This window comes from Bradyrhizobium agreste (assembly GCF_016031625.1).
In the GTDB taxonomy this organism is placed as follows: Bacteria; Pseudomonadota; Alphaproteobacteria; order Rhizobiales; family Xanthobacteraceae; genus Bradyrhizobium; species Bradyrhizobium agreste.
In genome coordinates this window covers 426,951-453,304 of the sequence record NZ_JACCHP010000001.1, presented here as the reverse complement: position 1 = coordinate 453,304, position 26,354 = coordinate 426,951, and the positions used below count along the sequence as shown (strand labels likewise).

Here is a 26,354-nt window from a genome sequence, read left to right as displayed (position 1 = left end):
CATCGCCAAAGCACTTGACGATGGCACAAGCACACGAGGGTTGACCATGCAATTAGTTTCCGCTGAGAGGAAAACGGGATGAGTTCACTAGCGGCCACGCTCCAGAATATTTTCGACGAGCCGGGCTGCGCCAAGAACGGCAGTAAGTCGGAGGCTGAACGCAAGAACGGCTGCACCAAACAGCTGCAGCCGGGTAGCGCTGCCGGCGGCTGCGCTTTCGATGGCGCCAAGATTGCGTTGCAGCCGTTCACCGACGTCGCTCATTTGGTGCATGGTCCGATCGCGTGCGAAGGCAATTCCTGGGACAATCGCGGCGCGGCGTCGTCCGGCGCGAATCTGTGGCGTACCGCATTTACAACCGATTTGAGCGAAACCGATATTGTATTTGGAGGCGAGAAGCGGCTCTGCAAAGCGATCAAGGAGATCATCGAGAAGTGCGACCCGCCCGCCATCTTCGTCTATCAAACCTGCATCCCGGCGATGATCGGCGACGACATCAACGCAGTCTGTAAGGCAGCATCTCAAAGGTTCGCAAAGCCGGTGATCCCGATCAATTCGCCGGGTTTCGTCGGCTCGAAGAACCTCGGTAACAAGCTCGCCGGCGAGGCATTGCTAGAGTATGTGATCGGGACGCAAGAACCGGACTATACCACGCCGTACGACATCAACCTGATCGGGGAATACAACCTTTCGGGAGAGCTCTGGCAAGTGAAGCCATTGCTAGACGAGCTTGGAATACGGATTCTCTCCTGTATCTCCGGAGACGGCAAATATCGCGAAGTCGCGTCATCTCATCGCGCGCGGGCGGCGATGTTGGTGTGCTCAAAGTCCATGATCAACGTCGCACGCAAGATGGAGCAACGCTACAGGATCCCGTTCTTCGAGGGGTCGTTCTACGGTATTCAAGATTCGAGCGAATCGCTGCGTCAGCTTGCCCGCTTATTGGTTGAGCGCGGCGCTCCGACAGATCTGCTCGGCCGCACTGAAGCAGTGATCGCGCGCGAGGAAGCGTGGGCATGGGCTGCGATAGAGCCGTACAAGTCACGATTCGAAGGCAAGAAGGCCTTGTTGATTACCGGCGGCGTCAAGTCATGGTCGGTCGTTGCGGCGCTCCAAGAAGCAGGGCTTGAGTTAGTCGGAACCAGCGTCAAGAAATCAACCAGGAAGGACAAGGAGCGCATCAAGGAGCTCATGGGGCAGGATGCCCACATGATCGAGGACATGACGCCGCGCGAAATGTATAAGATGTTGAAGGACGCAAAAGCGGACATCATGCTATCGGGCGGCAAGTCGCAGTTCGTCGCGCTGAAAGCGGTGATGCCCTGGCTCGATATCAACCAGGAGCGTTGCCACGCCTATATGGGCTATGTCGGAATGGTCAAGCTGGTGGAGGAGATAGATAAGTCGCTCTCCAGTCCGATGTGGGAGCAGCTACGTCGACCGGCACCATGGGAGGCATTGGCCAAGGCGATGAAGCAAATGCAATCGCCGATCTCCGCGATCGCCCGCAATTCGACGCTCGCCGAAACTGAGCGCCGCGCGACGAAGATCTGCGTGTGTAACACGGTCGATCTGGGCACGATTGAGGATGCAATCTACGCGCACGGCCTGAAGAGCGTCGCAGCGGTCAGAGAGCATACCAATGCGGTCGGTGGCTGCTGCCAAAGACACATCGAAGATATCTTGGTTTCCGAGCCGTCTGCCCTGCGACAGGCCGCAGAATAGCGAGGCGTCATGGCAATCGTCACGGCGCCGACAAAAGCCTGCGCTGTCAACCCGCTGAAGATGAGTCAGCCCATCGGCGGCGCATTCGCCTTCATGGGGCTGCGCGGGGCGATGCCGCTTCTGCACGGCTCCCAGGGGTGCACATCCTTCGGTCTCACGCTCTTTGTCCGGCATTTCAAAGAGGCAGTACCGCTGCAGACCACCGCGATGAGCGAAGTCGCGACCGTACTCGGTGGCTATGAGAATCTCGAGCTGGCGATACTGAACATCTATAACCGTACCAAGCCAAAGATCATCGGAATCTGCTCGACCGGCGTCACCGAGACCAACGGCGACGATGTGGATGCCTACCTCAAGCTAATCCGGAGCAGTCATCCGCAACTCGCAAAGTTGCCACTGGTGTATGTCTCGACGCCTGATTTCAAGGGCGCGTTCCAGGACGGCTGGGAGAGGGCTGTGGCGCGCATTGTGGAGGTGCTGGTGGAGCCCAACGCCAACGGCCTGCGGGATCCATCGAAGGTGAATGTTCTGCCGGGATGTCACCTCACGCCCGGCGACCTTGATGAACTCCGTGTCATACTGGATGATTTCGGGTTGTGCCCGTCCTTCCTCCCTGATCTGGCGGGATCGCTCGATGGACGTATCCCCGATGAGTTTACGCCAACGACCATCGGCGGCATCGGCGTCGACGAAATTGCGAGCATGGGCCGCGCCGGGTGGACAATTGCAATCGGCGCGCAGATGCAGCGCGCGGCAGAGGTCATGCAGGGCAAGACCGGCGTGCCTGTTCGTGTCTTCGAGCGGCTGTGTGGCCTGTGTCCGAACGACGAATTCATGACGTTCTTGAGCGAGATCAGCGGCCGCCCCATACCGCTGAAGTATCGGCGCCAGCGCGGTCAGCTCGCCGATGCAATGCTGGACGCGCATTTCCATATTGGCGGTCGCAAAGTTGCGATCGGCGCTGAGCCAGACCTCCTGTTCGATCTGTCCGGCATGCTGCACGACATGGGCGCGCAGGTGACCGCGGCCGTGACGACCACTCAGTCGGGGGTGATTGAGCGGATCAAGACCAAGGAAGTACTCATTGGCGATCTTGAGGATCTGGAATGGCTTGCCAAAACGAGGCATTGCGACCTGCTGATCACGCATTCGCATGGCAGGCAAGCGGCGGCTCGGCTGAAAGTCCCGTTCTATCGTACGGGTTTTCCGATGTTCGATCGACTTGGTGCGGGACACCAACTATCCGTGGGCTATCGTGGTACCCGCAATCTGATCTTCGACATCGCCAATCTCGTGATCGCGCATCGCGAGGAGAACGATCAGCCTACGCCCGACAAATGGCGGACTGCGGCCGGGCTGCCACCATACTCGGGGTATCGCAGTCCGATCGGCGCAGATGAGGGGGCCATTGCATGAAGGTCGCGTTTGCCACTCAGGACCTGAAACGCGTCGATGCCCATTTTGGTTGGGCAAAGAATATCGCAATCTACGATGTCACGCCTGGCGGTCACGTGTTTCTCAAGGCGATTGAGTTTGAGGGCGATCTTAAGGAGGACGGCAACGATGACAAGTTGGCGCCGAAGATCGAGGCGATCAAGGATTGCGCGATTCTTTATGTCGCCGCCATTGGCGGTGCCGGGGCTGCGCGAGTGGTGGCCAACAAGATCCATCCTATTAAGGTGAACAAGCCAGAAAGTATTCTGGTGTTGCTCGAGAAACTCGAGCGCGTACTGAAGGGCACGCCACCTCCTTGGCTACGCAAGGCTATGGCAAAAGACCGACGCCGAACCTTCGAGTTCGACGAATGAGGTGATATGATTGCAAAAATAGAGCGGCAGGGGAACGCCGTCGACGCGCCGTTCCTCATGGAGTTGATCAAGGTTTGGCGTGCTCAGGACACCAACGGAGCCTGGAAGGCGAAGAGCGATCTCGATCTGCTCGAACTCTATATTCTAGACGAGGAGAAACGGCGTGCATTGCCGATTATCGGTGATCCCGATCCCGATACGCTGTGGCGGCTTAAGCTGTTCTTCGATGCGGTCGCGCTCTCGATCGAGAGGGAGACCGGCGTGATGACCCAGCCGATTCTGGATCTGCATCATGAAGGCTTCGCCCGCATGGTGCTCATCTCAGGCCGTCTGATCGCCGTGAACAAGCAGCTGCGCGATGTGTATCGCTTCGGATTCGATAATTTGGTAAAGCTCGCGCAGCAGGGCGATAAATGTGTCAGCGATGGAATCGAACTGATTCGGAAGTTTCCCGACGTGGCGAACTATTGGGGATACTCATGAGCGATCGTGAAGAACTGAAGGTAGAACTAAAGAAACTGTCCGTCAAGGCGACACAAGCCAAGATGGATCTGCACGACCTTTCGGAAGAATTGCCCGTCAACTGGACCTCGATCATGGTGGTGGCGCAGAAGGCGTACAACGCCTATGCCGAACTGGAGCGCAAGAGCCGTGATCTGAAGGCGATGGAAATTACCTGAAGGAGGCCCCGACCCATGTCATTTGCTACGCGAGATGGACGCGAATGGACGCCAGAGTATCTGATCTCGATCAATAGCAAGAAGTGCATCGGCTGCGGCCGATGTTTCAAGGTGTGCGGTCGAGATGTCATGACTTTGAAAGGAACCAACGAGGAAGGCGAACTTGTCGATCTCGACAATGACGAGGACGATGAGATCGAAAAGAAGATTATGGTTCTGAACGATGAGGGTGCCTGCATCGGCTGCGGTGCGTGCGCCAGGGTTTGCCCGGCGGACTGCCAGACCCACGTTTCGGCCGCAGCCGAAGCTGCATAAGCGAAGGCATCTCTCTCTCTCTCTCGCGCGCGCGCGAGGACGGCGCAGCAGCTGGCGGGATATGGAGGGAGGAGCCGTTGGTGATCAGGTGAACCCGCAACGGAGACGCGGCCGGCGGGCTCGAGTCCACGTTTTCGCCAAAGGCGCCTAGTCCTTACGCGGGGCGGATGGCCAAGTTGCCTTCGTGTTCTTCATAGATTGTGAATTGCTTATTTCCGAAATAGGGGACGTTCCCGCGGAAACAAGGTGCCGATCTTCTCCTGTAGCGTGCCCGGCTGCGGGATCGGCAGGAGCGTAAGTCGGCTGCGGTGCGCCGGTCGTGGTCAATTGTCTGCCTGATCATGGCCGATCGCGTCGAAGCGCATGTGATGGGGGCACCTGTGCCTCCGCAATTCTCCAATTGGGACGCTGCCCGGAATTAGATGGACGGTGCGACGCCGCGACAAAAGCACCGAGCGGTAATTCTGGTCGCAAGCCGCCGATCCTCGACACACGGCTGCAATGGCCAATGTTCCTGGTCGAATGGGTCTCTCAATGGTGGCGACGGTCCGAGGAAACGACGGTGGTGCAGGTCTGCACCGTTGGGTGTCGCATCCTTGATGGATCGAGCGTCGGCAATATCACGCTCCGTCAGCCTACGATTGGTAACCCGCGCGTGTGCATGCGCGTCGGAGTGCCGCGCAGATGCTGCGGTCAGGTTGTGGTCAGCTAGCTTGTATATTCTAGCGAACTTGCGAGGCACGAGCTCAATCGGGTGCAATTTTGCCGATAGGAGAGCGATCTAAGAGCAGGAGGCCCGGCACGAATTAAAGGAGACCATTTTCAGGAACAGTTTAGCCGCAACGATCCGCTGGTCGTGAACGCGGGCGATATCTTGCGGGAACATCAACTGCGGGAGGACAGCGAGCATCCGTTGGTTTTGTCACGTCCTGCCACAAGAGGCATGGACCCCCGTCTGGCGGAGATGGGTTTTGTTCACGTGGGCCGCAACCACTGGGCGGGTGCTTGACCCGAATCAGCACCCAGAAGTGTGGACGAACAGCGAAAACGACGAGTGGCGGCGGGTCGACAAGCCTACGAAGTAGTCGACCGTTAACAAACCGATTTCAGCGGTGAGCGGTCGCTGAGGACAGCGATGATGGTGGTCAGGAAGAGACGCCAAAGAGCCCTCGGGCAGACGAGGATGCGGCGGAAGTTGTCGCCGACGACGGAGACGATGACGTTGGCGGCATCGCCGGCGTGGCCTTTGAGGTAGCAGCGGCCGAGGTAACTGTCGGCCTTTAGTGTCCGACGACGGGTTCGATGCCGAAGACCCCGCTCTTTTGGCCGGAGATGAAGACGCGACGCGGGTGCGCCTAGCTCGTAAGGTGCGCTGGCCTTTCCCTTGCCGATGCACTTCCCCTCCCGCGCGTGGAAGGAATTCAGCTTCCGGCCGCACCGGCGCTGCTGCTGCGAGCGGATCTGCGTGGCCCGACCAAGCGGGAGGGCGAACGCGTCTCGAGCGCAACTGGCCTTCCATCTCGCGGCGGATGTCGCGGATGATCGGGCCTAGCCAGCTGCGCAGGATGCGCATGTGCCGCTGATGTCGCTTGAATAGGCGTAGCGGGAAGCCATTATTGCCGCAGTCTTGGCAATGCGAAGATAGGACTACCGCAGCTTGACCCCTTGCTTGCTCGCCAGGCGGTTGAGCCCCTTGATCGTCGCGTGCAGCTTGGCATCGGTTGGGAAGGTGATGGCCTTCTGCACGGTCGTGTCGACCGTGACCGCATGAGGGCCTGATTGCGTAACGCGCCGGCCTCGTGCGCCACCCGCAGGCTCTCGGCGAGCAACAGCTCCAGCTTGTGCTAGCCGCTTGCGCCAGTGGCTCAGGTCCGAGCGCTCGTGCAGGAAGGCGTGACGAAAGAACCCTTCGCCGATGAAGTGCTGGAAATACAGGTCGTGGAGCCAGTGCTCGCATACCCCCTCATCGGGCAGGCTGTAAATGTGCTTGAGCAGCAGCCCGATCACAAAGCGGGTCACGATTCCGGACCGGCCGTTCACGCTGTGCAGCGGTGCGATCTCGCTCTCCACCCAGTCGCAATCGACCCTGCCGGCGAGCTGACCAGCGCGTGCTTCATACTGATGATCTGGTCTAGCCTGGCCCGGAACAGATCGCCCGATCCGTCGTCCTGTGCTTCTTCGTTTGCATCGCCACCTCCGATGCGACCACGGAATCATGGCTGGCGATTCGACAGAATCTCAAAAATGAAGTTGCAAGGCTCCGATGCCCGGTGCACCAAACACTGCATCGCAAACCAGTCCACAGCGGCAAAAATGCGATCCTAGCTCAATCGCTTAGCCGTTCTTCGTGGATCACGAAGTAGCTTCCTCTTCACAAGAGCGCGCAACTGATGCTCAACCGGGCGCGTCAGCTCATAGTCAGCTACACCTCTTACCATCCTCGGTAGAGCTCGCGCGAGCTCAGAACCCCCAAACCGTACCGACAGGAGGACGATCCGATGTATGGCCGAATTGTTGGCTCATCCAGCCAATCCACAAGCGCTACCCAGGCTGATGAAGCGAGGCATTCAGATGACGAGGGCTTTTCGGAAAGGCTTGCAGGCATGGCACCCGATGCTGGCCCAAGTTCGTCTCAGGCAGCGACACGGCCGTATTCCGTAGTTTCACGACCTCCGATCGACGAGATCGACATCGAGACCTTTGGGGAAGAAGTGAAGGCTTTCTATAGCGATGACATCAAGCACATTGCTGATAATCCACAGGAATACTCGGATTATATATCGACAAAAGCTGAGCGCGCAGCATACGTTGCTAGAACCGAGGGTCACACCGATGAAGATACGGATGAGGCGCGATATTACGCCTATCGCTTGGGTGACAAAACTGTTGGGCTTCTGAGGACAGAAGGCGGACTTCGGGTAGGAGGAAGGCGATTCAGCGCCCAGTTTCCCGGTCGAAACCGGGTCACATCCCAAGTAGATCTTCGGGTTACTCATCCGCTCGTCGAGAACGCTGGCGATATTCTACTGGAGCATCAGCTTCGGCAGGACGGCGAGCGAGCATTGATTATGTCAAAACCTGCGTTGCCAGGCATCGAGCCCCGTCTGGCTCAGATGGGCTTTGTTCCTGTGAGTGATAAGCACTGGGTGCTTGATCCTCACCAGCATCCCGACAAGTGGACGCATAACGCTGAAGGTAAATGGCAACGGGCAGGCAAACCTGAAGGATATCTCGCCGCCGAGAGTAGTGGTGCTCAGGCAAGAATCGAGCGGGCTGCGAGTGAAGCGAGTGATGAGACAGAGTCATCCGGCGACAACCCGTCTTGGTACTTCGAGCGACTTAATCTAGGCCCGGGGTCGCCTGCAGAATAGTCGCTGTGAACGAGGCCGGACCTTCAAGCGGCGACTACTGAGCTCGTTGAGTATGTTGCTGCAGGAATGGCTCGCCACTTCAAAACGAGCTTAGGCGGCGGGGTCGCGCCCGGAGTGCTGTACCGACCAGCGCTGGGCCGCTCGCCGCCAGCGCGGCTTAGTCCTCAGCCGCCTTTGCTGGCGCTGCGCAGTCCCGTGCCCCCGGGGTCGGCTAGAGTCGGTCACCGAGCAAATCTTGCTGAGTGGGACACCATACAGTTGGCGACATCTCGCTCGCGAGCGCAATGTGTCTTGTCAATTGTGGTCTCTCTGCGAGATGGTCAAGCTTGGCCGCGAGCTTCGCTTGGAACTGTGGGGGAAAGTGGGTGATGACGGCCTGAGACAGGCGGCGTATCAAGACGGGTGTAGAAGCCTGCCAGACCTTCGAGGAGAATAATACGACATGAATGAGACTACCAATACTGTCCCGCATCGTCTGCCTACGAGATCGATGACCGACTAATCGGAGTCCGGCGCGGCCGGTGCGCGGCAGCTTCTGGCGCAGGCCGTCGAGGTAGAAGCCGAGGCATTTCTTGCCACGGTGGAGGATTCGAAGCTTGCCGACAGACGCGCCCGTGTCGCATGGTTACGGCCCGGCGCGAACATTGTGACCGGCGTCGGACTGGTCGAGGTGGCGCCAGCGAAGATTCGTGACCGCGGGGCGGCGGGAGATGGGCGGATCCGGTCAGCTCGGCGATCCTGCCGCTGTGGGCAAGGCGGACCAGAACCCTGGATGTCTGCGGTGCTGTACCTGCGCGGCAGCTCGAGCGGTGATTTCCAGGATGACGGCCTTGCGGGGCAAGAACGCGTCCAACCTGTCACCTGCGGTGATTTCCCGGCTGCCGGCGGAGTGGCAAGGCGAGTACGAGCGCTGGCAAAGGCGCGATCTGTGGGCGCGGCGATACGTGTACGTCTGGGCTGATGGGGTCTTGCTGCAGGCCTCATGGAAGATCATGGCGAATGCATGCTGGTGCTGATCGGGGCAACGCCGGAAGGCAAGAAGGAACTGATTGGCTTTCAAATTGGCGTGTTGGAGAGCGCACAGAGCTGGTGCGAGCTCCTGATCAACGTCAAGCAAGCGCGGGTTGCAGATTGCCCCCGCAATTGCGGTCGGGGACCGCGCGCTCGGCTTTCGAAAGGCGCTCGAGGTCTTTGCGGCATGCGACACCAGCGATGCTGGGTGTACAACACCGTCAATATCCTAGAAATGCTCCCGCTCTCGGTGCAGGCCGCCATGAAGAAGTATCCGCACGAGGTCTATTGGGCGCCGAACCGGACGTCCGCTCGAAGCGGCAATCGCGGAAGCTCGCGCTCGACTATGTGACCAAGAACCAGTCTTTGCGGAAAGATAACGGGCGGACGGTCGAAATCCCGGTTAAGGATCGCGAAACCCTGATGGACTTCTACGGCTTCCCTGCCGAGCATTGGGATCAATTGCGTACGACGGACGAGATCAATAAGCGATTTCTTCCTGGTGAGACGACGATTGCGGCGATGGCCGCAACTCCATTTTTTCTGTTCGGCTACGCTGGCGTGGAACGGACGGCTCTCGGCTAGAACTTGCCGTCAGCCACGATTATAGTTCTTGGGCGCGGGCGACCTCGTGGCGAAGCCTGATGCGTCGGCTGCAAGCGTCACCGGACTGCCCATTTGGTCTTGCCGAGCTGAGGCGCCCGCGCGCCGGTGTTTGGCCGCGGCGGTTTCCATTGCGACGCAAATCGTTGGCGGCTTTGCGCCGCCTGGTTGCCAATCAACATCTCGCGGTGGCGCAGCGCCTTGATGTTGTAGGATAGAAGGCAGGACCACGCCGGCTGCCTTTCTGCTGGGATGTCCGGCTTGAGACTCGACCTGACAGCCGGTGCGTGTAGCGGCAGGTGTCCGACAAAGATCTCACGTCCGGCGTCGCGCAATCGGTGCCGCGGTCGGTCAGGATCCAGCTCAGCGGAATGCCATGCCCGTCGAAGAGCGGCACGAGCCTGTCGTTCAGCCGCTGTGATCGGCGCCTTGGGGGCATACAGCTTGGCTAACGCACCTTGCTGTAGGTCTTGATAAAGGTTTCTGCTGATCGATGCGCCCGTTCCTGTTCATGTTGCCAACATAGAAGGTGTCCTGCGTGCCGCACCGGCCGAGGCACTCGCTCTCGAATGTAAGTGGAAAAGCTGCGGCCGTCACACGGCGTGGTTCCATGGCGTAAGCGCGTCGATTTCGCTGCTCGACCATCCGTTGGCGATACGCTGGAATTGTAGGGCGAGCCAGGCGAACGGATCGACGTTATTCATCTTTGCCGTCTGTAGCAGTGTTGCGATGGTCGCCCAGGTCGTCCGCCGCCGTCGTTACCGGCAAAGAGGCTATTCCTTGTAATTATTGGTAGCCTGATGGCGTGTTCGCAGATTTTGGAGTCGAGCTCAGAGCTTTCTGCAACATGCAGCTCGTAGAACTTGCGCCGGCTGTGTAACCAGCAGCGACGCGCGAGCGCAAGGGTCTTGGCCTAAAGCGGGCGCACGCTCGCGGCTTGCGCACCATCGGAACGCTGGAAGCGAGCGTTCAGCTTTCCTGCGAAGGCACTTGCGATGCCGGATACGCCATCGGACGGCATCGCCACGGGGCCTTTCACAGGTGGCGAACCAGCAGCAAAGACCAGCAGCCGCGTTTAGGTCTCCGAAAACTAGCCCAGAAATGTTGGAACACGAAAGCTGCAGCTGCGCAGCCAGCATGGAAACGGCAGCAAGGCTCAATGCTCGTGCGAATTAGTCTAACTGTGCACCCCCGCCAATGAAGTGCGATGCAACAGTGAAGCTTGCACGTTGTATTCCGGAAACACGAGCCGTTCCGGCACTTGTACGGTTCTTGCACGGTTGATTGCACGGCGACAATGAAGAACGTCTTGCAATGTACGAGCGATCAATGCAGCCAAATGCGATCTATGCGGTTTGCGGCTTTAACGACATTCCGAGCCGCCACGCCATGGGATTCCATCTCATGGTCGTCGATGATGGTGGCAATCACCGCCCGTGGTCCATCATTGTGGTGCGCTGGGGCAAAAAGGTGCTTGGCTATGTCAACGAATGCCCCCACAACAGCGTCAATTTGGACTGGGAGCGGAACCAATTCCTCGATCCATACGGTATCCGACTGATGTGCGGCAAACACGGTTCTACCTTCGAACTCGGTACTGGGCGGTGCGTCGAAGGTCCGTGTAAGGGTAGAGCGCTCACGCCGATCGCGTTGACAGTTCTGGATGGTGATATCTGTGTCGTCGGCGTGCGCCTTGTTGAAGACGATGCGGCCCAGAACGAATGAACCGCGCTTAGACTGGCCGGTTCTCGTTACGGTTTCTGACCGGTTCCATCCTCTTCAGCCCGTCCTCGTAGGAGATCTCGTTGTAGGCCAGATCGAGTTTCCTTGCCTCATCGAGCAGGTAATCGAGCTTGCCGCCCGCATCCAGCTTCTTGATGTCATCCTTATTGATCCCGACCAGGTCCATCATCTCCTTCCAAACCGTGGATTCATCGCACGGTAGGACGCGGAAGGTAATACCATCGAGCTTGGTTCGGTATTTCGCCAGCAAGTCTATGTTGTTACAGAACATGAAGTAACTGCCATTTGGGCTTAACGCGCCATCGAGCACAGTTGCGACGTCAGCAAGATAGGCGAATGAGTGCAGGTAGCCGGCCAGCACCGGAATGGTGCCTTCTCCCTCCTGCGCGATCGCCAAAACCTGCTCAATCGAATAGTCCGGCGGCCGTTTCTCGTCCGCAACTTGAGCCTGGAATTTTAGTGCGACGTCGCCGCGAAAACCGAACCGGCCCGGCTTGGTAGTCCCGCCTTTGAGTACGGCATTGAGCAGGCGGCCCTCGCTCTCAAGTCTGCCGAGTGCGGTGTTCTCGATTGCAGTCATTAATTCGTCCTCGATCTAAGCTCTTCACCGACGCGTTGGCCAGTGCCCGACGCGATGCAAATTGCTTGCCGTCGCGTGCGTCGCTGCCCCGAGCGTAGCTTAGAAAGAAAACGCGTCGAGGGGCTGCACCTAGTTCTGTCAGGAACCCAACACCGATCCAAAGCCAACAGGCGCGATTCGAAAAAGTGCGCATCATCAAGCGTCTGCGCGCTGGCACGTGACTTGCCCTTAGCAGCTAGATCCAAGCTGATGAGGGAAAGCCGTGATCAACCTGACGGACAGCGCAGTGAATGCAATCAAGAGCGCGATTTCATCGTCGGCGCGCCCGACCAGCGGTCTACGCGTCATGATCGAAGCAGGCGGCTGCAACGGATTCAAATACAAGATGGGCCTGGCCGAGGAACCGAAGCCTGACGACACCGTGATCGAATGCGACGGGCTGAAGGTGTTCGTCGATAAAAAGAGCCGTGAGCATCTGGTGGGAACGACCATCGATTTCGTGATGGCACTGGAGAGTTCTGGCTTTACCTTTCACAACCCGAACACCACCGCGAACTGCTCCTGCGGAAAATCTTTCAGCTGATGAAAATCGTTCAGCTGATGAGGAGGAGACATCGAAGCATGCCGGCCGAACCAGAACAACTGAGGCAATCGTTATCCACCGCGACAGACCGAGAGCGTCGCATTAGCGGCGTAATCGAAGAGATCCGATCCAATCTGAAACGCGACGGTGGCGACTGCCACCTGATCGGGATCGATGACAGCAGGGTCATGGTTAGGTGGACCGTTACCTGCACGTTGTGCAAGCTTTCGAGGATGACGCTGAAAGGCATTCAGGCGCGGCTGGTCGATAAACTCGGCGAATTGGTTCGCCTGATCCCCGTTGCTGCTGTAGGCGAGGCAGTGGATTGAGCGGAAATCGAGTGCCGATTTACCTCGATAACAATGCAACGACGCGGACCGATCCATCCGTCGTGCAAGCCATGTTGCCGTTCTTCACCGAGCAATTCGGCAATGCCTCGTCCACGCATGCCTTTGGCAGCGAGGTCGCGGTCGCTGTGAGGCAGGCCCGGCGTAGCTTGCGGGGCCTGCTAGGGAACGCACATGATCATGAAATCGTTTTCACCTCGGGGGGGACCGAGGCCAATAATGCCGCGGTCCTCTCTGCGCTTGCGACGCAGGAAGACCGCGACGAGATCGTCACCACCTCGGTAGAGCACTCTGCCGTTCTTGCGCTAATCGAGCAATTGGCGACAAGAGGAGTCAAGACGCACATCGTACCCGTAGATTCCCGCGGCCGGCTCGACATCGAGGCGTTTCGCCGCGCGCTCGGGCCACGCACAGCGATTGCCTCGGTTATGTGGGCGAACAACGAGACCGGAACGATGTTTCCTGTGGAGTTTCTGGCAGGGTTGAGCCGTGAGGCGGGCGCGCTGTTTCACACCGATGCAGTCCAGGCCATCGGTAAAGTGCGAGTGAACCTAAAGGACAGTGCGATCGATATGCTGTCGCTGTCCGGGCACAAACTGCACGGCCCCAAGGGGATTGGCGCGCTATATTTGCGCAAAGGGACAAAATTCCGGCCGCTGATCTGCGGCGGATCACAGGAACGAGGGCGCCGCGGCGGGACCGAGAATGTTCCCGGCATTGTCGGCCTGGGAAAGGCTGCCGAGCTTGCGGCGGAGCGGCTCGAACCGGAGAGCGTTCGCATTCGCGGATTGCGCGATCGGCTTGAGCAGGGAATTTTACACAATGGCGAGTGCGTTGCGCTCGGCGATATCGGCAATCGATTAGCGAACACGGCCCTCATTGCCTTCGATCATCTTGAAGGCGAAGCCATCGCGCACCATCTCAATCTGGCGGGCATTGCCGTGTCCCTCGGATCAGCCTGCAATTCCGGCTCAATGCAGCCATCGCATGTTCTGCGTGCCATGGACGTGCCGGCGTGCCGGATCCGTGGCGCGGTGCGCTTTTCTCTGTCGCGTGAAACCTCCTTCGCGGAGGTCGATGAGGTCGTGTGCGCAGTGTCCGAAATCGTGGCTCGCCTGCGCGCCACCTCCTGCGTCACAGCCAGGGAGTTGACCTCGTGAAAATCATGATCCGCCGGTCTCCGGACGCGGGCCTGTCGATCTACGTGCCAAAAAAGGATCTCGAAGAGCCAATCGTGGAATCCGAGCACGAAACGCTATGGGGCGGCTGGATCAAAGTAGCTAATGGCTGGGTACTCGATTTGCCCGAGATGGCGAGCGACACACGGCTACCGATTACAATCAACGCTAAAAAACGGGGCGAGAACGGGGACGATCCGTGAAAGGCGCCCCCGCAGATCGACTTTGTCGATGCGGCCGATACAAAAGCCACGCTCGTGGACACCGCTGCCGCCCTGAAGGCCGCGAGCATTGTTCCCCACCTCGGTCCTGGCCTCGCCGAATTGTGCAGGTCCGATATGCCGACCACACCGGAGGCGTTGGCCGGCTTCTTCGATCGAGGTTGCGCTGCCGCGGCGGGCTAGGGCAATGCGTGGGCGTCGGCGCAACATGTCGAGATCAACAAGGATCGCTCCACCGTGACGGCATTGATGACGCAGGCTTTCGCTCGGCCAGTCGAGCCGACGCTATCGCTGCCACTCATGGTCGACGTCTGGTATTATGCCGCCACGCTCGCGGCGCTCGGTAAGCGCGATCGATGGGGCGAAGTGCAAGGTATCACCGTATCACCCGCGTCGGCATTGGCGAAAATCGCTGGTATCGCTTTTACGATCTACTTGGCCGAGAGATCGGCAGTGCCGTGACCGTCAGCTGGGCGACGGGGGTGCTGTACAAGTCGCATGGCAGCGTGCAGCCGGCCAACAACTTCCTTATCTCCAACGCGGACTACGTCGAGGGCGTTGACCGAAATCGACATTCATCATCAAGGTCAACCGGAGAGACCTTTCTCTTGATCGGCTGTCGCTTAACGAACAGCTGTTGCCTAGCTATGCGAGGCAGATCATCGAGCGCTCGGCCCACACCCACTATGCGATCGTTGATTCGGACGCGCTCTCTCGCAACAAGCTCCGCTTTCTACTTGAGCAAGGCCTGACACCGCTTGCGATTGGGCTCCGTTGCGCGGTTGAGATACTGCTTACCCATTGGTGGCCTTGCGAAACTGGTATCCCCCAGCTCGTATTGGCATATTGTGAGAGCCGCAACGCGAGAAAACCCGTTCAGATGGGGCCGGGTTCCGGCGAGCTTAGCGCGAGAATGAATACGCAAGCCATGGAGCTCTGCGTGAGAATGACGACGTATCTGTCGCATCGTCAACAAGTGCATCATTGCTGTTCTTTCATGCGCCAGCGACGATCGTTTCCGCTAACTCTTTGGCGTATGGCTGCAATTTCGTCGTCTCCGCCATGGCATGCAAGTTGCTACTCAGCTCCTTGAGGCTCGCTCGCGGATGGTCCTGGGTGGCCGATGATGCCTGCAGGGAAAAATTTAAGATGAATGCGGTCGTGGAACGCGGAAAGCATGTCAAAGCTGCAGTGGATAACGGCAGGATGATGCAGTCTGCCGCCTGCTGCGCTTCGGCCAAGTCCGCGCAGGCGAGCTGCGGCTCGGAGGCAGGCCAAGGCGATCTGCCAACCGAAATCTGGGAAAAGGTCAAGAACCACCCCTGCTACAGCGAAGAAGCGCATCATCATTACGCCCGCATGCATGTCGCGGTCGCGCCTGCCTGCAATATCCAGTGCAATTACTGCAACCGAAAATACGACTGCGCCAACGAATCGCGTCCAGGTGTGGTGAGCGAGAAGCTCACCCCTGAGCAGGCGGTTAGAAAAGTGCTTGCGGTCGCGACCACCATTCCGCAGATGACAGTGCTTGGCATCGCTGGTCCCGGCGATCCCTTGGCCAATCCAACAAAGACGTTCAAGACGTTCGAGCTGGTTGCCGAGGCGGCTCCCGACATCAAGCTGTGTCTGTCAACCAACGGACTGGCTCTGCCGGACCATATTGATACCATCGCCAGGTCGAAGATTGACCACGTCACCATCACCATTAACATGATCGATCCCGAAATCGGCGCCAAGATCTATCCGTGGATCTTCTTCAACCACAAGCGCTACACCGGCATTGACGCGGCAAGGATACTCACCGATCGCCAGCTGCAAGGTGTCGAGATGCTGAGCGAACGAGGTATCCTGTGCAAGGTCAACTCGGTGCTGATCCCAAACATCAACGATGACCACCTGATCGAGGTCAACAAGGCGGTGAAGTCGCGCGGTGCCTTCCTTCACAATATCATGCCGCTGATCTCCGCGCCCGAGCACGGCACAGTATTTGGCCTCAACGGTCAGCGCGGACCGACGGCGCAAGAATTGAAGGCGCTGCAAGATGCTTGTGAAGGAGAGACAAAAATGATGCGGCATTGTCGCCAGTGCCGCGCCGATGCGGTCGGGCTACTCGGGGAGGACCGCAGGGCAGAGTTCACCACCGATCAGGTCATGAAAATCGACGTCCAATATGACCTAGAGATGCGCAGGGCATATCAGGTCAGGGTAGAGCATGAGCGCGCCGCTAAAGTCGCGGCCGCCCAAAATGAGCGTGCGGAATTTGCCGGAGAGATGAGCGCGATCACTCTTCTAGTTGCCGTCGCAACCAAGGGCTCGGGGTTGATCAACGAGCACTTTGGGCATGCAAAGGAATTCCAGGTTTACGAACTTTCTACATCCGGCGCCAAATTCGTCGACCACCGCCGCGTGGACGTTTACTGCCAGGGCGGTTATGGCGAGGAGGACAGGCTTTCCGCCATCATGCGTGGCATCCGTGACTGCCATGCGGTCTTCGTCTCAAAGATCGGCGGCTGCCCGAAAAGTAATCTGATCAAGGCGGGAATCGAGCCGGTCGATCAATACGCCCATGAGTTCATTGAGAAGTCCGCGATCGCCTGGTTCAGATCCTATCTGGACAAGGTGAAACGCGGGGAGATCCAGCACGTGCAGCGTGGTGACACCGCGATCCGGCAAGGATCTCTGATCTCTGCAGGGTAAGGGGGAAGATGTGCCATTTAAGATCATCGCCTCGCAGTGTACGAGCTGCTCGGCCTGCGAACCCTTATGCCCGAACGTTGCTATCTCGGAGAAGGGGGGCAGCTTTGTCATTGAAGCTGCGAAATGCACTGAATGTGTTGGTCATTTCGACGAGCCGCAATGTGCTGCCGCCTGTCCGGTCGACAATACCTGCGTGGTTGACACGTCCTTGCCTCGCTACCAGCCGCCAGCCTAAAGCGTGACCCCCATGAACGGCCTCCGAAGAGCTGGTGCTGAGAACGTCGCAAGCGTCGTGCTGCGCGTTGGCGGCGACGGCAGCAGGGCCCTGGCGGCATTTCATCCTGCGCGGCTGCCCAAAGGCGCTTCGCGAGTCCGAGAGTGGCCTTCCCACCCAGCGCTGCTATCGTCAATGAGACTGACCACGCCGCGCGAGCATGAAGTGATGCAGGATCTCGCCTGCTGTGGGCGAGGCGACTCTCTACATCTCTACGAAGAAGCGATGCAGGAGGAGCGGTACATGAACAGCATTGTTCGCGACAGCGACGTCGTCGAGCTCAGCGACCCGCCTGCCTTCAGCTTTGGCCAAAAGCTGCGAGCCAATCGCACCATCCGCAATGATGGCACCTATCGCGGCAAAGAGATTGGCGAGGTCTTAGTCAAGAAGGGGGAGGTGGGTTACGTCGTCTCGATCGGCACGTTCCTGCAGCAATTCTACATCTACGGCGTTGAGTTTCTGGAAAGCGGCTACCGCGTTGGCATGAAGCGCAAGGAACTAGAGCCGGTGCACGCCTGCGAGGAGATTGATGATCTGCCGTTACCGGAGGAGTCATGACTCAGCCCGGCTTTCCGAAGTATCGGCGGGGCCAGCGGGTCAAAACCGCAGTCGACCTCATCAACGACCACTCATATCCCGATGCGGAGCCCGAGGGAGTCTTACTTGCTGCCGGAGCGACCGGCGAGATCATCAACGTCGCGATCCATACCGAAGCGAACGTGCCGATCTATATTGTCGATTTCGGTGAGCAGATGCTCATCGGCTGTCTTGAAGAAGAGATCACAGTGCTCTGAACGGAGGCGTCACCATGAATGCCGCGTTGATGAGAACGGTAAGGGCCGGGCTGGTGCCTCACCCCAACGAGCTCGATCGCAAACGGATCGAGCGCGGCTTGAGCTCACGCAAGCGCTATCTCTACGTCTCGCCGAACGTGACGGCGGTGAGGGGCGGCTACCTGGTCGAGAGCCCCTGTTGCTCGCGCAACATCGACAAGGATGGCGCTCTCATCGATGTCGCACTGATCCATTATGATGCCGTGAGCGGGATATGGAAGCTATTTCGCAAGAACCACGCGCGAGGAATCTGGGAATTCTACAGCCTTTACCATCGGTTGACTTCTGCAATCGACGAATTGAATGCGGATCCGGAGCGTCTGTTCTGGCAATGACACCCGCCTTTGATGAGTCATAGAGGAGCCACGATGGCGCTCACCCCGGAGGAACTGATCGAAATCGAGCGGCTGCTTGCAGCCGATGGCGCCGAGATGCGTCCGTTTGTCGAGCTGCGGCGCCGCTTTCCGCAGCTTGCTTGGGTGCGCTGTGATGCGTCGGACGTGGCGGATCCGCCGTTCCGGCAGTTTCCGCGTTTCGACCTTCATCTGATCGATGGATCGGATCATTGCGTGCAGATTACCGCCGATCCGACGCGGGCGACCGGCATCGTATTGGCCAAAAGGAATGTTGGGTGGTGAGCACTGAACGAGCAGAGTATCCGCTTGATGGCGCTCACACTGTGGAGGAGAATACATCATTTATTCCACTGTCCGATCCCGATATCGCCTTCGCCGAGCTCTCTGCCGTGGAAACGCTGCTGTGTTCGCCGCAAATCTCCAACGGACGAATCACTGAGGCGTTTGAGCAAGCTTTCGCTGCCCATCTTGGCCGCAAATATGCTGTTGCGGTCTCGAGTGGTACCAGGCGCGACGCCACTATCGATGATCTGCGCGGCGCAAAGGTTGAATCCGCCGCCTATAGCCAACCGCCGCACCTGCAACACCACTACGTTGACTTCGGCTATCGGCGTGGCGATTTCCTGGTTACGGAAAAAAAGAGCGGATCGTGCTCTGGCGCTTCCGTTTCACCCCCATCTCACGAACAAGCAGATCGAGTTTATCGTCGAGACCGTGAAAGATGCGTCGATCAACGTAGGAGCGGGTGCAGCGAGTTACTGAGATGCTCGTCATCCACGACACGGAAGAACGAGGAGTGAATGGCGAATCGTAATTGTTGTCATCGCTACAGATGAGCAAGCGGACCGAGCATACTCGTTTTTGGCAGCTTTGCCTGGCGCGATCGTGATCCACACAACTGCGGGAGCACGCCGGATGCCCTGGAGGCATGCACTCGTCTTAAGTCCGCAAGAGAAATGTTCCAAGCGAGCGCGAAGAAGACCTGCTCGATGGTAAAAAAGCCTTCGCGTCTAAGGCGCGGCTTGCGGCCCACGCGCCAAGGTGCCCGCGTCGAGATCGTCTGGTGTCAGCTCGGGATCTTTGGAGTTACCAAAACAGGGGAGCGGTATGAACTCGCAAGAAGTCATCATCCACGTCCGTTTCGGTCCGAACGGGAGAGTGATCCAGATCAGTGAGCGTCCGGCGAAGCTCACGCCGAACCAATGGTTTGATGTCCTCAACGTCCGTGCCAGCTCGGCTTATCGGCCGCTCGCTCGTGGCCGCGGGATTTTTCGGCTGAGCCGGACTGCAATCGAAGCCTTCAAGCAGGAAACTGCGAGGCCGGGATTAGCGAACCGAGAATCGGCGACCTGATGAGCGATCAGATCGAGGTTTTTGTCGTCTGTCCGGCCGATGCCATCGAGCGGAGTGGGGCCATGGGCTTTAGCCTGTCGCGGATCGACGACAGGGGCGAGAGCCGGCCGTTTCCAATTATTGTGGTGCGCACCTTCGGCAACGACTATTTTGGTTACGTCAATCGTTGTCCGCATGAGAGCGTCTGGCTCAACATCGGCCCCGGTGTGTTTTTCTCGGCGGACCGCTCCTTTCTCAGATGCGGCCGGCACGGTGCAAAATTCGAGATCGGCACTGGGATGTGCATCGACGGCCCCTGCGCTGGACAATCCCTTGCGCCTGTAGCGCTCGCCGTGATCGAAGATGACGTCTGCCTGTGCGGCGTCAAGCTGCTCGAGGACGATCGGTTTGCCGACCCCTTTGGGGACAGCGACGAAACCATGGATATCACGATCCATCCGGACTAACGGTCCTATCGCATTGTTATGCTCCAGTCCCTGAGGCGCTTTGCCCTCGGATGAGGCCATTGTACTCGTGAGCGTTGGCAGATGCGTGTCACAGCTTTTGATTTGTGAGACAGAACGGGCACCTCGTCGCATTGCGGCCTTGCACTCCGCGACCTCCGCAGCACCAACAAGCTGCTCTTGCGCTGGCTCATCAAGCGAGCCGGCAGGCGGGACATGCTTCCTACGACCGGCGGTATGTTTTAGCGGGAAATGCCCTCGGCGGCTGGAAGTTCGCCGAGGGCATCGTCTGGGCTTGAGGGATGGAGGGACCCAGACTGACAGGATCGTTTGGGGAGGAGGAATGACGATCCTGTGTCAGTAGTCTCTGGCCGGCTGCCGCAGCTGGCGTTATTGCCTGCGTAGCAACTGCCATGCCAAGCCTCCGTTCGTGCGACGCCCTTAGCTGATCGCGCCACTATCGTCAGCTGGGCTTAGGAGCAAATGCATATGAGCAGGTGCTCGTTGTTCGTCCCCTAGTTGCCGCTGCAAGCGCGTCTTGTATCGTGTGAAGCGTGGGCCCATTCTGGGACCGCTGTGTTGTCGGTTTACCTTCCTGCGAATCGGGGTTGCGGCCGGCTTGGTCTGCAGCCTCAAAAATGGCTTAGCGATCTTCGCGGGCTCGTTGGGCTCTTGCGACAGGCGCTATCTGTTGAGCAAATGATAGATCGGCAGCGACGGAACGCTGCGTGCAGCTTCAGGGCTAAAAAGATGCTGTGGGCTCGGCGCGGTCAATGCGCCAACCCCTCGCCCCTTGGCAGAACAGAGCGCCCGATTCACTGCGCGATCGTCGAGCCCTTGCTAGGCGGCTTGAGGGGGTATGAAGATCGCTGCTCATTCCAAGATATGATAGCGGAAGAGGTGGGCAAAATAACCGATATTGTCAGTTATGCTGCGTACGAACTTGCAGAAGGTTGAGGCTGGAGTTCAAACGCCAGATGTTTGTCGTGTCCGAAACAGAAGCGAACGACGTTGTCGTAACCTCGGCAATAATTGTGAGTCGCGCCGGGCAAAGCAAGAGATCGTTGTACAAACGAACGTTACGCATCTGGTGTGCAACTTGCTTTGGAGAATTTGGATGGTGAGCAAGTGATGCAGGAGTAGAAAGATCGCCATGAGGGCAGAAGAGGTTGGAATTGATCAAGGAGGCTGCTCCGGAGGTGAAAGTATCTATCGCTGATCTTCAGCGACGACAATCACTATGGCGCCCGCTCATTTCATCTGCTTTGGCAAGTGCGAGTGGGAATCAGTAGCATCAATTCTTCGATGCGGCGTTTAATCGTAAGAGATTGTGGGGGGATGTGCTCGTACCTTGTCCCTTCTTAGATGAAGCCCATTGATCACAGGATAGGCGCATGAACCTAGAAACCGAATCCGAGCTTCCTCAACTTTATAGGCATCATGTCTTTGCCTGCAACACGCAGCGTCCGCCAACTCATCCGCACGGCAGCTGTGGAGCCTCCGGCGCGCAAGCCCTGTGGGATCGAATGGGCAAGGCAGTCGAAGCGCAAGGCCTCAACGATATTGGCTTGACGATGGCAGGCTGCCTTGGCTTTTGTAACTCTGGTCCCTTGATGGTCGTCTATCCCGATGGAGTGTGGTATCGCGCGACCACGCCTGAGGACGTTGACGAAATCGTAAACTCCCACCTCAAGCGGGGCAAACGTGTCGACCGCCTTGTGATGGTGCTAAAGCGAAGCTAGAGACGTCGCTTACGGGCCACGTGCGCGGGCTAGCGAGCATTGATGGCTTGTCCGCCCATGAGCTGGCCGCGCGGAGCTCGGATCGTCTGAGGGTCGCGGATGCCTCATGCTCAGGGTCTGCGAACAGCAGTCATTGACCTTGGCGCGGCGTCCCGCCTTTTTCAAAGCGGACTAAACAAAAATATGAACACATGCCGGGTCGATCTGTTTGTGTACCGTCACTCCGTGCCGCGCGATCCGTAGCTCACAACGAGAGCAATGCTGTGAATGGCTCTCCGTGTCTCGTGAGATGACGCGTCCTTCGCGTCATCTCGCTCCCTGCTTGCACTGCGGAGGTTAAGGGAAGCGCTCGATGAACTCGCCGCGTCCGGAATGATCAAACGGATTCCCCTCTCTGGTCCTGTTCTCGTGTCAGAACTTGTAAGTGACGCCGCCGCTGACGAGCCATGGATCGACATTGGCGCGCCCGGTGACGGCAATTGCATTGTTTACGGTCGCGGAGTACTCCGGCCGCAGCCACAGCTTCTTCACGTCAAAGTTGAGGCCCCAGTGGCGATCAAGCATGTAATCGAATCCGAATTGGACCGCCGCGCCGAATTGGTTACTGATGTGCAAATCCGTCACGGCAAGACCGGCGAGCGACGTATTGGCTGCCGATTGGTTGAAGAATGCGGTGTAGTTGATGCCCGCGCCGATATACGGCTTGAGTGCGCCGAAATCGGTGAAGTGATATTGCAGGGTCAGTGTTGGCGGCAACAGCCAGGCTTTGCCGATATCGAGCCCAGTGAGCGCGCCATTGCCGCTGATATGATGGCGGGTCACGCCGAGAATGAGTTCGGCGGCAACGTTTTTTGTAAAGAAATAGGTGATGTCGAGCTCGGGTACGGCTTGATCGCTGATCGAAAGCCCAGAACTTGGTGACGACAGCGAGGGCGCCCCAGCGACGCTGACTGAGCTGCCTGCGGTATCCGGCAAAATGCCAAGCACGCGCAGGCGGATCATCCATGGATTGAAGGGTTCGATCGGAGGGGCTTTATAGTAGACCGGCGCCCGACCCAGATCCGCAGCCTGTACCGAGATGCTGGCCAACGAGGTCCCGAGCGCGAGGAGCGATGCCCTCGTCAGAACTGTCCTTTGTCTCATCGAATTCTCCATTCCAAAATTCGCGCGAAGAGCCGCGCGAGATCTTTGTCACACACGGGGTATGGCGGAGGATTTGATGCCGATCAAAATGGGAGCGGTCAGAACGCAATTATGCCGCTAAGTTGCATAAGGATCACGGCCGTGAATCCTGGAGTCTGTTCTGATCGTTATTCAATTCAAGAGAGCCGTGTCTCTTCAAGAAACCGCCTCTCGGCCTGGTGCTCTCTGATCGAAATCCAGGCCGCGGATGTCATGTGCGATAAAGGCGGCAGCTGTCGCGGCCTCTCGCAAGCGCGACAAGCGCGGCATTCGAGCGCAATATAGGCGATGCCCTCACATCCGGAGCAGCCACTCGCGCGGGCCATTTCACCGAAGGTCCGTATTGCCTGTTGAAGGAAGCCGGAAGTAGGAAACGTCATCTTTGGCTTTTTTGATGGACTTGGGGACGCTCCTTCGCCTCCTCACGTCTGCGGACAACGCGTGCGGTTTGCTTCGTGCAAGCATCCATCGAGATCATCTTGCGTGTTGCCGACAAGCAGCGACAGCACGGGCTCATGATCGAATCCGGAACATCGTGCCCCGTCTACGTCGAGCAGCGGTCGTCGTATAAGGAGCGGATCGCTCACCATCAATGCGAGTGCGCTTGCCGCGTCGATAGTATCGGCATTGACTTCGCCTGACTTGATACGCGCCGCAGCTCGGTTGAACCAGGAGGCGACGGGCATATTGCCGAAGAAGCCGCGTAATTCCTCCGCATCCCATGGCTCCTTCAAGATGTCTTGCGCGATCACGTCGTGGCCGGCGGACTGCAGTGCTTGAATCTGACGCGCGTTAGTAGCGCAGCCGGGCTTCTGATAGAAGATGATTGTCGCCACCACATACCTATGTAGGCGCGCTGAGCTGAACGATTGGCACGGCGCGGATGCTTCGGGAGCCTGTTCAATTTCTTGCTGATTATCTCCAAAATCAACGCACCAAGCGCCGTGCCACGTATGCATCCTCGCCGCTGGTGCGCCAGGTTTCGGGCCCGACCGACAGATTCACTGTAGTCACATCGGAGCAAGTTCCGTTCCACACCTGAAGTCATCGGAACAGGTCCCGCCTAATCGGCTTTTCGCGTTGATGGGTGTGCCCCTTGTCGGTTTTCTGACAGCCACGCAGATCCTGTTAGATCCGAAACAGGCAGGGTTTTACTCACCGCCTAGTTGGTGTTCAGAAACGTAATCAGAAGCTTAAGGAGCTCGGTCAAGCGTTGGCACGGCGGTTGCTAATAAGCGGCAGCAACACTGAGTGAGGGCTGAGTGCACGCCGACGCGTAAGACGAGCGATGTGCTCCTTCCCTTGAACCCGTGTGCCCCCGTTTCTGAGAAAGAAACAAGCTCGCGCGCAAGAAGCGCAACTTTTGGCAAATCGGTTGATGGAGAGCAACATGGCTTCACTGAGACAAATCGCGTTCTACGGGAAGGGCGGCATCGGCAAGTCGACCACTTCGCAGAACACGCTGGCGGCGCTGGCCGAGATGGGTCAGAAAATTTTGATTGTAGGGTGTGACCCGAAGGCGGACTCGACCCGCTTGATTCTGCACGCCAAGGCGCAAGACACGATTTTGAGCCTTGCAGCGAGCGCCGGCAGCGTTGAAGACCTCGAGCTCGAGGACGTAATGAAGGTGGGCTACAAGGACATTCGCTGCGTGGAGTCCGGTGGTCCTGAGCCGGGTGTCGGCTGCGCCGGCCGCGGCGTCATCACCTCGATTAATTTCCTGGAGGAGAACGGCGCCTACGAGAACATTGATTATGTCTCATACGACGTGCTCGGCGACGTCGTTTGCGGTGGCTTTGCGATGCCAATCCGTGAGAACAAGGCGCAGGAAATCTATATCGTGATGTCCGGTGAGATGATGGCGATGTATGCCGCGAACAACATTTCCAAGGGCATCTTGAAATACGCGAACTCTGGCGGCGTACGGCTGGGCGGTCTGATCTGCAACGAGCGGCAGACCGACAAGGAGCTGGAACTGGCGGAAGCGTTGGCCAAAAAGCTAGGCACTCAGCTGATCTACTTCGTGCCCCGCGACAACGTGGTGCAGCATGCCGAGTTGCGCCGCATGACGGTGCTCGAATATGCACCCGATTCCAAGCAGGCCGATCACTATCGCAATCTTGCGACCAAGGTGCACAACAATGGCGGCAAAGGCATCATCCCGACCCCGATCTCCATGGACGAGCTCGAGGACATGCTGATGGAGCATGGCATTATGAAGCCTGTGGACGAATCCATCATCGGCAAGACCGCCGCCGAACTCGCGGCCTCGTAAGGGTCGCGAGTCGCGGCCTTGTGAAGGCGCGCAACGGATGCCGGTCTCCCTCACCGCCCATCCCGGGGAGGCCGGCATTCTGATGATCGACCCTGACCAAAACCCGGATGTGGCGGGGGCAAACCTGACTATTGTGGAAACCCGCAGAATTATGTCCGAAGCGAACTTCCTTCAGTTGATGGCTGCTTGTGCCGATGATGCCAACAGCCGGATGCATAGGGGAATTGCAACCTACCGTCTACTCACCGGTGTGCCTCCTGCAGATGCCGATATTACCATTGACAGCAATCTGGATCGCCATGTCCTGGCGTCTATCCTGGCGGCTGCAACAATGGATGGTGGCTCCCTTCCCGAGAAGGCCGGCCTATCCGCCCTTGAACTGGCGGCCTTGCTGGAGCAGTACTTTCCCTCACTTGAGATCAAGCTCGCGGAGCAGCTCTCGGTTTTCAAGTGCGAAGAGGACGAAGAGATTGCAATGCTGCGCGATCTCTTGCTCAAGCAGCGCTCGACGGAAGGGGATATTGGCCACTGGCTGGCTGCGATGATAGCGCGGCGCGCCATGGAGCCGGGCCATCTGTGGGAAGCTCTCGGCTTGCGCAATCGCGGCGAACTCTCTCGGCTGCTGAGCCGCCATTTCGGTCCGCTCGCCGCGCGCAATTTCAACAATATGCGCTGGAAGCGCTTCTTCTACCGCATGCTTTGTGAGAATGAAGGCCTCGTGATGTGCACAGCACCCGTGTGCACGCAATGTGTCGACTTCAACCTCTGCTTCGGCGAAGAAAGCGGTGAGAGCTGGATGGCCGAGCGCCGGCGCGATTTTCTGTTGCAGGCGGCTCGGCCGCTCGTTGCTGGCGACTGGCCATCTGAACCGCCACATGGGTCCGCGATCGCCCCGTCATCCGAGAAAGCCTCGCCGGATTTGGTAAGCCGCGCGGGAGGTTGCGGGCGCGGCTGACGCCGTTTCGATGCGAGCGAGTGACCATGTGTGCAAGGCGGCGGCGGGCCCCAAGTGTTCCGCGACAATTCTCGATATC

31 protein-coding genes and 3 pseudogenes are annotated in these 26,354 nt (G+C 58.4%); 29 read left to right on the top strand and 5 right to left on the bottom strand.

What is annotated here, in order from left to right:
• Nucleotides 1-78: 78 nt before the first annotated feature.
• From nifE to HZZ13_RS37810, 8 genes are all read left to right on the top strand, one after another.
• Entirely contained in the window at nt 79-1,725 is a 1,647-nt protein-coding gene (nifE, locus tag HZZ13_RS01850) for a nitrogenase iron-molybdenum cofactor biosynthesis protein NifE (RefSeq protein WP_197957945.1), read from the top strand.
• Between the two features lie 9 nt (nt 1,726-1,734).
• The gene (gene nifN / locus HZZ13_RS01845) at nt 1,735-3,141 is read left to right on the top strand and encodes a nitrogenase iron-molybdenum cofactor biosynthesis protein NifN (RefSeq protein WP_197957944.1); all 1,407 of its coding nucleotides are present in this window, start codon (nt 1,735-1,737) and stop codon (nt 3,139-3,141) included.
• On the top strand, nt 3,138-3,533 hold the full coding sequence (gene nifX / locus HZZ13_RS01840; RefSeq protein ID WP_197957943.1) for a nitrogen fixation protein NifX: 396 nt from the start codon (nt 3,138-3,140) through the stop codon (nt 3,531-3,533). Before nifN ends, nifX begins: the two co-directional genes overlap by 4 nt.
• Nucleotides 3,534-3,539: 6 nt before the next feature.
• The gene (locus HZZ13_RS01835) at nt 3,540-4,016 is read left to right on the top strand and encodes a NifX-associated nitrogen fixation protein (RefSeq protein ID WP_027571429.1); all 477 of its coding nucleotides are present in this window, start codon (nt 3,540-3,542) and stop codon (nt 4,014-4,016) included.
• The gene (locus HZZ13_RS01830; RefSeq protein WP_027571428.1) at nt 4,013-4,213 is read left to right on the top strand and encodes a CCE_0567 family metalloprotein; all 201 of its coding nucleotides are present in this window, start codon (nt 4,013-4,015) and stop codon (nt 4,211-4,213) included. Before HZZ13_RS01835 ends, HZZ13_RS01830 begins: the two co-directional genes overlap by 4 nt.
• 15 nt (nt 4,214-4,228) lie before the next feature.
• Entirely contained in the window at nt 4,229-4,528 is a 300-nt protein-coding gene (fdxB, locus tag HZZ13_RS01825) for a ferredoxin III, nif-specific (RefSeq protein WP_197957942.1), read from the top strand.
• 856 nt (nt 4,529-5,384) lie between these two features.
• On the top strand, nt 5,385-5,537 hold the full coding sequence (locus tag HZZ13_RS37815) for a hypothetical protein (protein WP_512699600.1): 153 nt from the start codon (nt 5,385-5,387) through the stop codon (nt 5,535-5,537).
• Nucleotides 5,530-5,613: a hypothetical protein gene (locus HZZ13_RS37810; protein WP_512699603.1), complete on the top strand. Its 84-nt coding sequence runs from the start codon at nt 5,530-5,532 to the stop codon at nt 5,611-5,613. Before HZZ13_RS37815 ends, HZZ13_RS37810 begins: the two co-directional genes overlap by 8 nt.
• Nucleotides 5,614-5,620: 7 nt before the next feature.
• Here HZZ13_RS37810 and HZZ13_RS01820 read toward each other — a convergent pair.
• Nucleotides 5,621-6,716: pseudogene (locus HZZ13_RS01820) on the bottom strand (transposase).
• 310 nt (nt 6,717-7,026) lie between these two features.
• Here HZZ13_RS01820 and HZZ13_RS01815 point away from each other — a divergent pair.
• The 3 genes from HZZ13_RS01815 to HZZ13_RS01805 all read left to right on the top strand — a co-directional run bounded on the left by HZZ13_RS01815 (nt 7,027) and on the right by HZZ13_RS01805 (nt 9,495).
• A complete protein-coding gene (locus HZZ13_RS01815; RefSeq protein WP_210349179.1) occupies nt 7,027-7,899 on the top strand; it encodes a host specificity protein in 873 nt (290 codons plus the stop codon).
• A gap of 1,003 nt (nt 7,900-8,902) precedes the next feature.
• The gene (locus tag HZZ13_RS01810; RefSeq protein WP_197957941.1) at nt 8,903-9,262 is read left to right on the top strand and encodes a transposase; all 360 of its coding nucleotides are present in this window, start codon (nt 8,903-8,905) and stop codon (nt 9,260-9,262) included.
• Nucleotides 9,259-9,495, top strand: coding sequence for a hypothetical protein (locus HZZ13_RS01805; protein WP_197957940.1), 237 nt, complete (start codon nt 9,259-9,261; stop codon nt 9,493-9,495). The genes HZZ13_RS01810 and HZZ13_RS01805 overlap by 4 nt, the downstream gene beginning before the upstream one ends.
• A 611-nt stretch (nt 9,496-10,106) precedes the next feature.
• Here the strand turns inward: HZZ13_RS01805 and HZZ13_RS01800 are convergent.
• Nucleotides 10,107-10,387, bottom strand: a pseudogene (locus tag HZZ13_RS01800) (transposase domain-containing protein); the annotation flags it as partial.
• Nucleotides 10,388-10,842: 455 nt separating this feature from the next.
• On the opposite strand from HZZ13_RS01800, the gene HZZ13_RS01795 reads away from it, so the two are divergent.
• The gene (locus HZZ13_RS01795) at nt 10,843-11,238 is read left to right on the top strand and encodes a Rieske (2Fe-2S) protein (RefSeq protein ID WP_197958102.1); all 396 of its coding nucleotides are present in this window, start codon (nt 10,843-10,845) and stop codon (nt 11,236-11,238) included.
• 7 nt (nt 11,239-11,245) lie between these two features.
• Here HZZ13_RS01795 and HZZ13_RS01790 read toward each other — a convergent pair whose 3' ends face one another.
• Entirely contained in the window at nt 11,246-11,836 is a 591-nt protein-coding gene (locus tag HZZ13_RS01790; RefSeq protein WP_197957939.1) for a hypothetical protein, read from the bottom strand.
• Between the two features lie 262 nt (nt 11,837-12,098).
• Here HZZ13_RS01790 and HZZ13_RS01785 point away from each other — a divergent pair, with 262 nt between their 5' ends.
• The 15 genes and pseudogenes from HZZ13_RS01785 to HZZ13_RS01710 all read left to right on the top strand — a co-directional run bounded on the left by HZZ13_RS01785 (nt 12,099) and on the right by HZZ13_RS01710 (nt 21,863).
• Nucleotides 12,099-12,419, top strand: coding sequence for a HesB/IscA family protein (locus tag HZZ13_RS01785; RefSeq protein WP_197957938.1), 321 nt, complete (start codon nt 12,099-12,101; stop codon nt 12,417-12,419).
• Between the two features lie 38 nt (nt 12,420-12,457).
• Nucleotides 12,458-12,748, top strand: a complete 291-nt coding sequence (locus HZZ13_RS01780) for a NifU family protein (protein WP_197957937.1) — start codon at nt 12,458-12,460, stop codon at nt 12,746-12,748.
• A complete protein-coding gene (nifS, locus tag HZZ13_RS01775) occupies nt 12,745-13,926 on the top strand; it encodes a cysteine desulfurase NifS (protein ID WP_197957936.1) in 1,182 nt (393 codons plus the stop codon). Before HZZ13_RS01780 ends, nifS begins: the two co-directional genes overlap by 4 nt.
• On the top strand, nt 13,923-14,147 hold the full coding sequence (nifT, locus tag HZZ13_RS01770) for a putative nitrogen fixation protein NifT (protein WP_027571421.1): 225 nt from the start codon (nt 13,923-13,925) through the stop codon (nt 14,145-14,147). The genes nifS and nifT overlap by 4 nt, the downstream gene beginning before the upstream one ends.
• Nucleotides 14,148-14,402: 255 nt before the next feature.
• Complete coding sequence (locus HZZ13_RS36640; RefSeq protein ID WP_246504248.1) at nt 14,403-14,627, top strand: hypothetical protein; 225 nt, start codon at nt 14,403-14,405, stop codon at nt 14,625-14,627.
• Between the two features lie 687 nt (nt 14,628-15,314).
• Nucleotides 15,315-16,862, top strand: coding sequence for a nitrogenase cofactor biosynthesis protein NifB (gene nifB / locus HZZ13_RS01760; protein ID WP_197958101.1), 1,548 nt, complete (start codon nt 15,315-15,317; stop codon nt 16,860-16,862).
• Between the two features lie 10 nt (nt 16,863-16,872).
• On the top strand, nt 16,873-17,097 hold the full coding sequence (locus tag HZZ13_RS01755; RefSeq protein ID WP_197957935.1) for a 4Fe-4S binding protein: 225 nt from the start codon (nt 16,873-16,875) through the stop codon (nt 17,095-17,097).
• Between the two features lie 282 nt (nt 17,098-17,379).
• A complete protein-coding gene (locus HZZ13_RS01750; protein ID WP_027571419.1) occupies nt 17,380-17,694 on the top strand; it encodes a nitrogen fixation protein NifZ in 315 nt (104 codons plus the stop codon).
• On the top strand, nt 17,691-17,930 hold the full coding sequence (locus tag HZZ13_RS01745) for a nitrogen fixation protein NifZ (protein ID WP_197957934.1): 240 nt from the start codon (nt 17,691-17,693) through the stop codon (nt 17,928-17,930). The genes HZZ13_RS01750 and HZZ13_RS01745 overlap by 4 nt, the downstream gene beginning before the upstream one ends.
• A 14-nt stretch (nt 17,931-17,944) precedes the next feature.
• Nucleotides 17,945-18,304: a DUF3024 domain-containing protein gene (locus HZZ13_RS01740; protein ID WP_197957933.1), complete on the top strand. Its 360-nt coding sequence runs from the start codon at nt 17,945-17,947 to the stop codon at nt 18,302-18,304.
• A 33-nt stretch (nt 18,305-18,337) separates the two neighbouring features.
• Nucleotides 18,338-18,607, top strand: coding sequence for a DUF6129 family protein (locus HZZ13_RS01735; RefSeq protein WP_197957932.1), 270 nt, complete (start codon nt 18,338-18,340; stop codon nt 18,605-18,607).
• Between the two features lie 149 nt (nt 18,608-18,756).
• A pseudogene (locus HZZ13_RS36630) lies at nt 18,757-19,087 on the top strand (DegT/DnrJ/EryC1/StrS family aminotransferase); the annotation flags it as partial.
• A 345-nt stretch (nt 19,088-19,432) separates the two neighbouring features.
• Nucleotides 19,433-19,678 carry a hypothetical protein gene (locus HZZ13_RS01725; protein ID WP_197957931.1) on the top strand — a complete coding sequence of 82 codons (246 nt, stop codon included), beginning with the start codon at nt 19,433-19,435 and terminating at the stop codon, nt 19,676-19,678.
• Nucleotides 19,678-20,124 (top strand): Rieske (2Fe-2S) protein, encoded by a 447-nt coding sequence (locus HZZ13_RS01720; protein ID WP_376707013.1) that lies wholly within the window; start codon nt 19,678-19,680, stop codon nt 20,122-20,124. Before HZZ13_RS01725 ends, HZZ13_RS01720 begins: the two co-directional genes overlap by 1 nt.
• A gap of 1,391 nt (nt 20,125-21,515) precedes the next feature.
• Nucleotides 21,516-21,863 carry a (2Fe-2S) ferredoxin domain-containing protein gene (locus HZZ13_RS01710; RefSeq protein WP_197957929.1) on the top strand — a complete coding sequence of 116 codons (348 nt, stop codon included), beginning with the start codon at nt 21,516-21,518 and terminating at the stop codon, nt 21,861-21,863.
• A 411-nt stretch (nt 21,864-22,274) separates the two neighbouring features.
• Here the strand turns inward: HZZ13_RS01710 and HZZ13_RS01705 are convergent, their stop codons facing one another.
• Together HZZ13_RS01705 and HZZ13_RS01700 are read right to left on the bottom strand one after the other, a co-directional pair.
• Nucleotides 22,275-23,018 (bottom strand): OmpW/AlkL family protein, encoded by a 744-nt coding sequence (locus HZZ13_RS01705; RefSeq protein ID WP_376707012.1) that lies wholly within the window; start codon nt 23,016-23,018, stop codon nt 22,275-22,277.
• A gap of 449 nt (nt 23,019-23,467) precedes the next feature.
• The gene (locus HZZ13_RS01700; RefSeq protein ID WP_197957927.1) at nt 23,468-23,881 is read right to left on the bottom strand and encodes an ArsC/Spx/MgsR family protein; all 414 of its coding nucleotides are present in this window, start codon (nt 23,879-23,881) and stop codon (nt 23,468-23,470) included.
• Between the two features lie 554 nt (nt 23,882-24,435).
• Between HZZ13_RS01700 and nifH the strand changes: the two genes are divergently transcribed.
• A complete protein-coding gene (nifH, locus tag HZZ13_RS01695; protein WP_197958099.1) occupies nt 24,436-25,320 on the top strand; it encodes a nitrogenase iron protein in 885 nt (294 codons plus the stop codon).
• A 151-nt stretch (nt 25,321-25,471) separates the two neighbouring features.
• Complete coding sequence (locus HZZ13_RS01690) at nt 25,472-26,275, top strand: nitrogen fixation protein NifQ (RefSeq protein WP_197958098.1); 804 nt, start codon at nt 25,472-25,474, stop codon at nt 26,273-26,275.
• The last annotated feature ends 79 nt before the right edge of the window (nt 26,276-26,354 follow it).

Bases quoted from the DNA above. Each gene is read 5' to 3' on its own strand.
- HZZ13_RS01815 (WP_210349179.1), top strand. From the start codon at position 7,027: ATGTATGGCCGAATTGTTGGCTCATCCAGCCAATCCACAAGCGCTACC.
- HZZ13_RS01780 (WP_197957937.1), top strand. From the start codon at position 12,458: ATGCCGGCCGAACCAGAACAACTGAGGCAATCGTTATCCACCGCGACA.
- nifE (WP_197957945.1), top strand. From the start codon at position 79: ATGAGTTCACTAGCGGCCACGCTCCAGAATATTTTCGACGAGCCGGGC.
- HZZ13_RS01835 (WP_027571429.1), top strand. From the start codon at position 3,540: ATGATTGCAAAAATAGAGCGGCAGGGGAACGCCGTCGACGCGCCGTTC.
- HZZ13_RS01710 (WP_197957929.1), top strand. From the start codon at position 21,516: ATGAACCTAGAAACCGAATCCGAGCTTCCTCAACTTTATAGGCATCAT.
- HZZ13_RS01790 (WP_197957939.1), bottom strand. From the start codon at position 11,836: ATGACTGCAATCGAGAACACCGCACTCGGCAGACTTGAGAGCGAGGGC.
- HZZ13_RS01740 (WP_197957933.1), top strand. From the start codon at position 17,945: ATGAATGCCGCGTTGATGAGAACGGTAAGGGCCGGGCTGGTGCCTCAC.
- HZZ13_RS01830 (WP_027571428.1), top strand. From the start codon at position 4,013: ATGAGCGATCGTGAAGAACTGAAGGTAGAACTAAAGAAACTGTCCGTC.
- HZZ13_RS01810 (WP_197957941.1), top strand. From the start codon at position 8,903: ATGCTGGTGCTGATCGGGGCAACGCCGGAAGGCAAGAAGGAACTGATT.
- HZZ13_RS01705 (WP_376707012.1), bottom strand. From the start codon at position 23,018: ATGGAGAATTCGATGAGACAAAGGACAGTTCTGACGAGGGCATCGCTC.
- HZZ13_RS01735 (WP_197957932.1), top strand. From the start codon at position 18,338: ATGGCGCTCACCCCGGAGGAACTGATCGAAATCGAGCGGCTGCTTGCA.
- nifH (WP_197958099.1), top strand. From the start codon at position 24,436: ATGGCTTCACTGAGACAAATCGCGTTCTACGGGAAGGGCGGCATCGGC.
- HZZ13_RS01690 (WP_197958098.1), top strand. From the start codon at position 25,472: ATGTCCGAAGCGAACTTCCTTCAGTTGATGGCTGCTTGTGCCGATGAT.
- nifX (WP_197957943.1), top strand. From the start codon at position 3,138: ATGAAGGTCGCGTTTGCCACTCAGGACCTGAAACGCGTCGATGCCCAT.
- HZZ13_RS01720 (WP_376707013.1), top strand. From the start codon at position 19,678: ATGAGCGATCAGATCGAGGTTTTTGTCGTCTGTCCGGCCGATGCCATC.
- HZZ13_RS01725 (WP_197957931.1), top strand. From the start codon at position 19,433: ATGAACTCGCAAGAAGTCATCATCCACGTCCGTTTCGGTCCGAACGGG.
- HZZ13_RS01745 (WP_197957934.1), top strand. From the start codon at position 17,691: ATGACTCAGCCCGGCTTTCCGAAGTATCGGCGGGGCCAGCGGGTCAAA.
- HZZ13_RS01750 (WP_027571419.1), top strand. From the start codon at position 17,380: ATGAACAGCATTGTTCGCGACAGCGACGTCGTCGAGCTCAGCGACCCG.
- HZZ13_RS01795 (WP_197958102.1), top strand. From the start codon at position 10,843: ATGCAGCCAAATGCGATCTATGCGGTTTGCGGCTTTAACGACATTCCG.
- nifB (WP_197958101.1), top strand. From the start codon at position 15,315: ATGAATGCGGTCGTGGAACGCGGAAAGCATGTCAAAGCTGCAGTGGAT.
- nifN (WP_197957944.1), top strand. From the start codon at position 1,735: ATGGCAATCGTCACGGCGCCGACAAAAGCCTGCGCTGTCAACCCGCTG.
- fdxB (WP_197957942.1), top strand. From the start codon at position 4,229: ATGTCATTTGCTACGCGAGATGGACGCGAATGGACGCCAGAGTATCTG.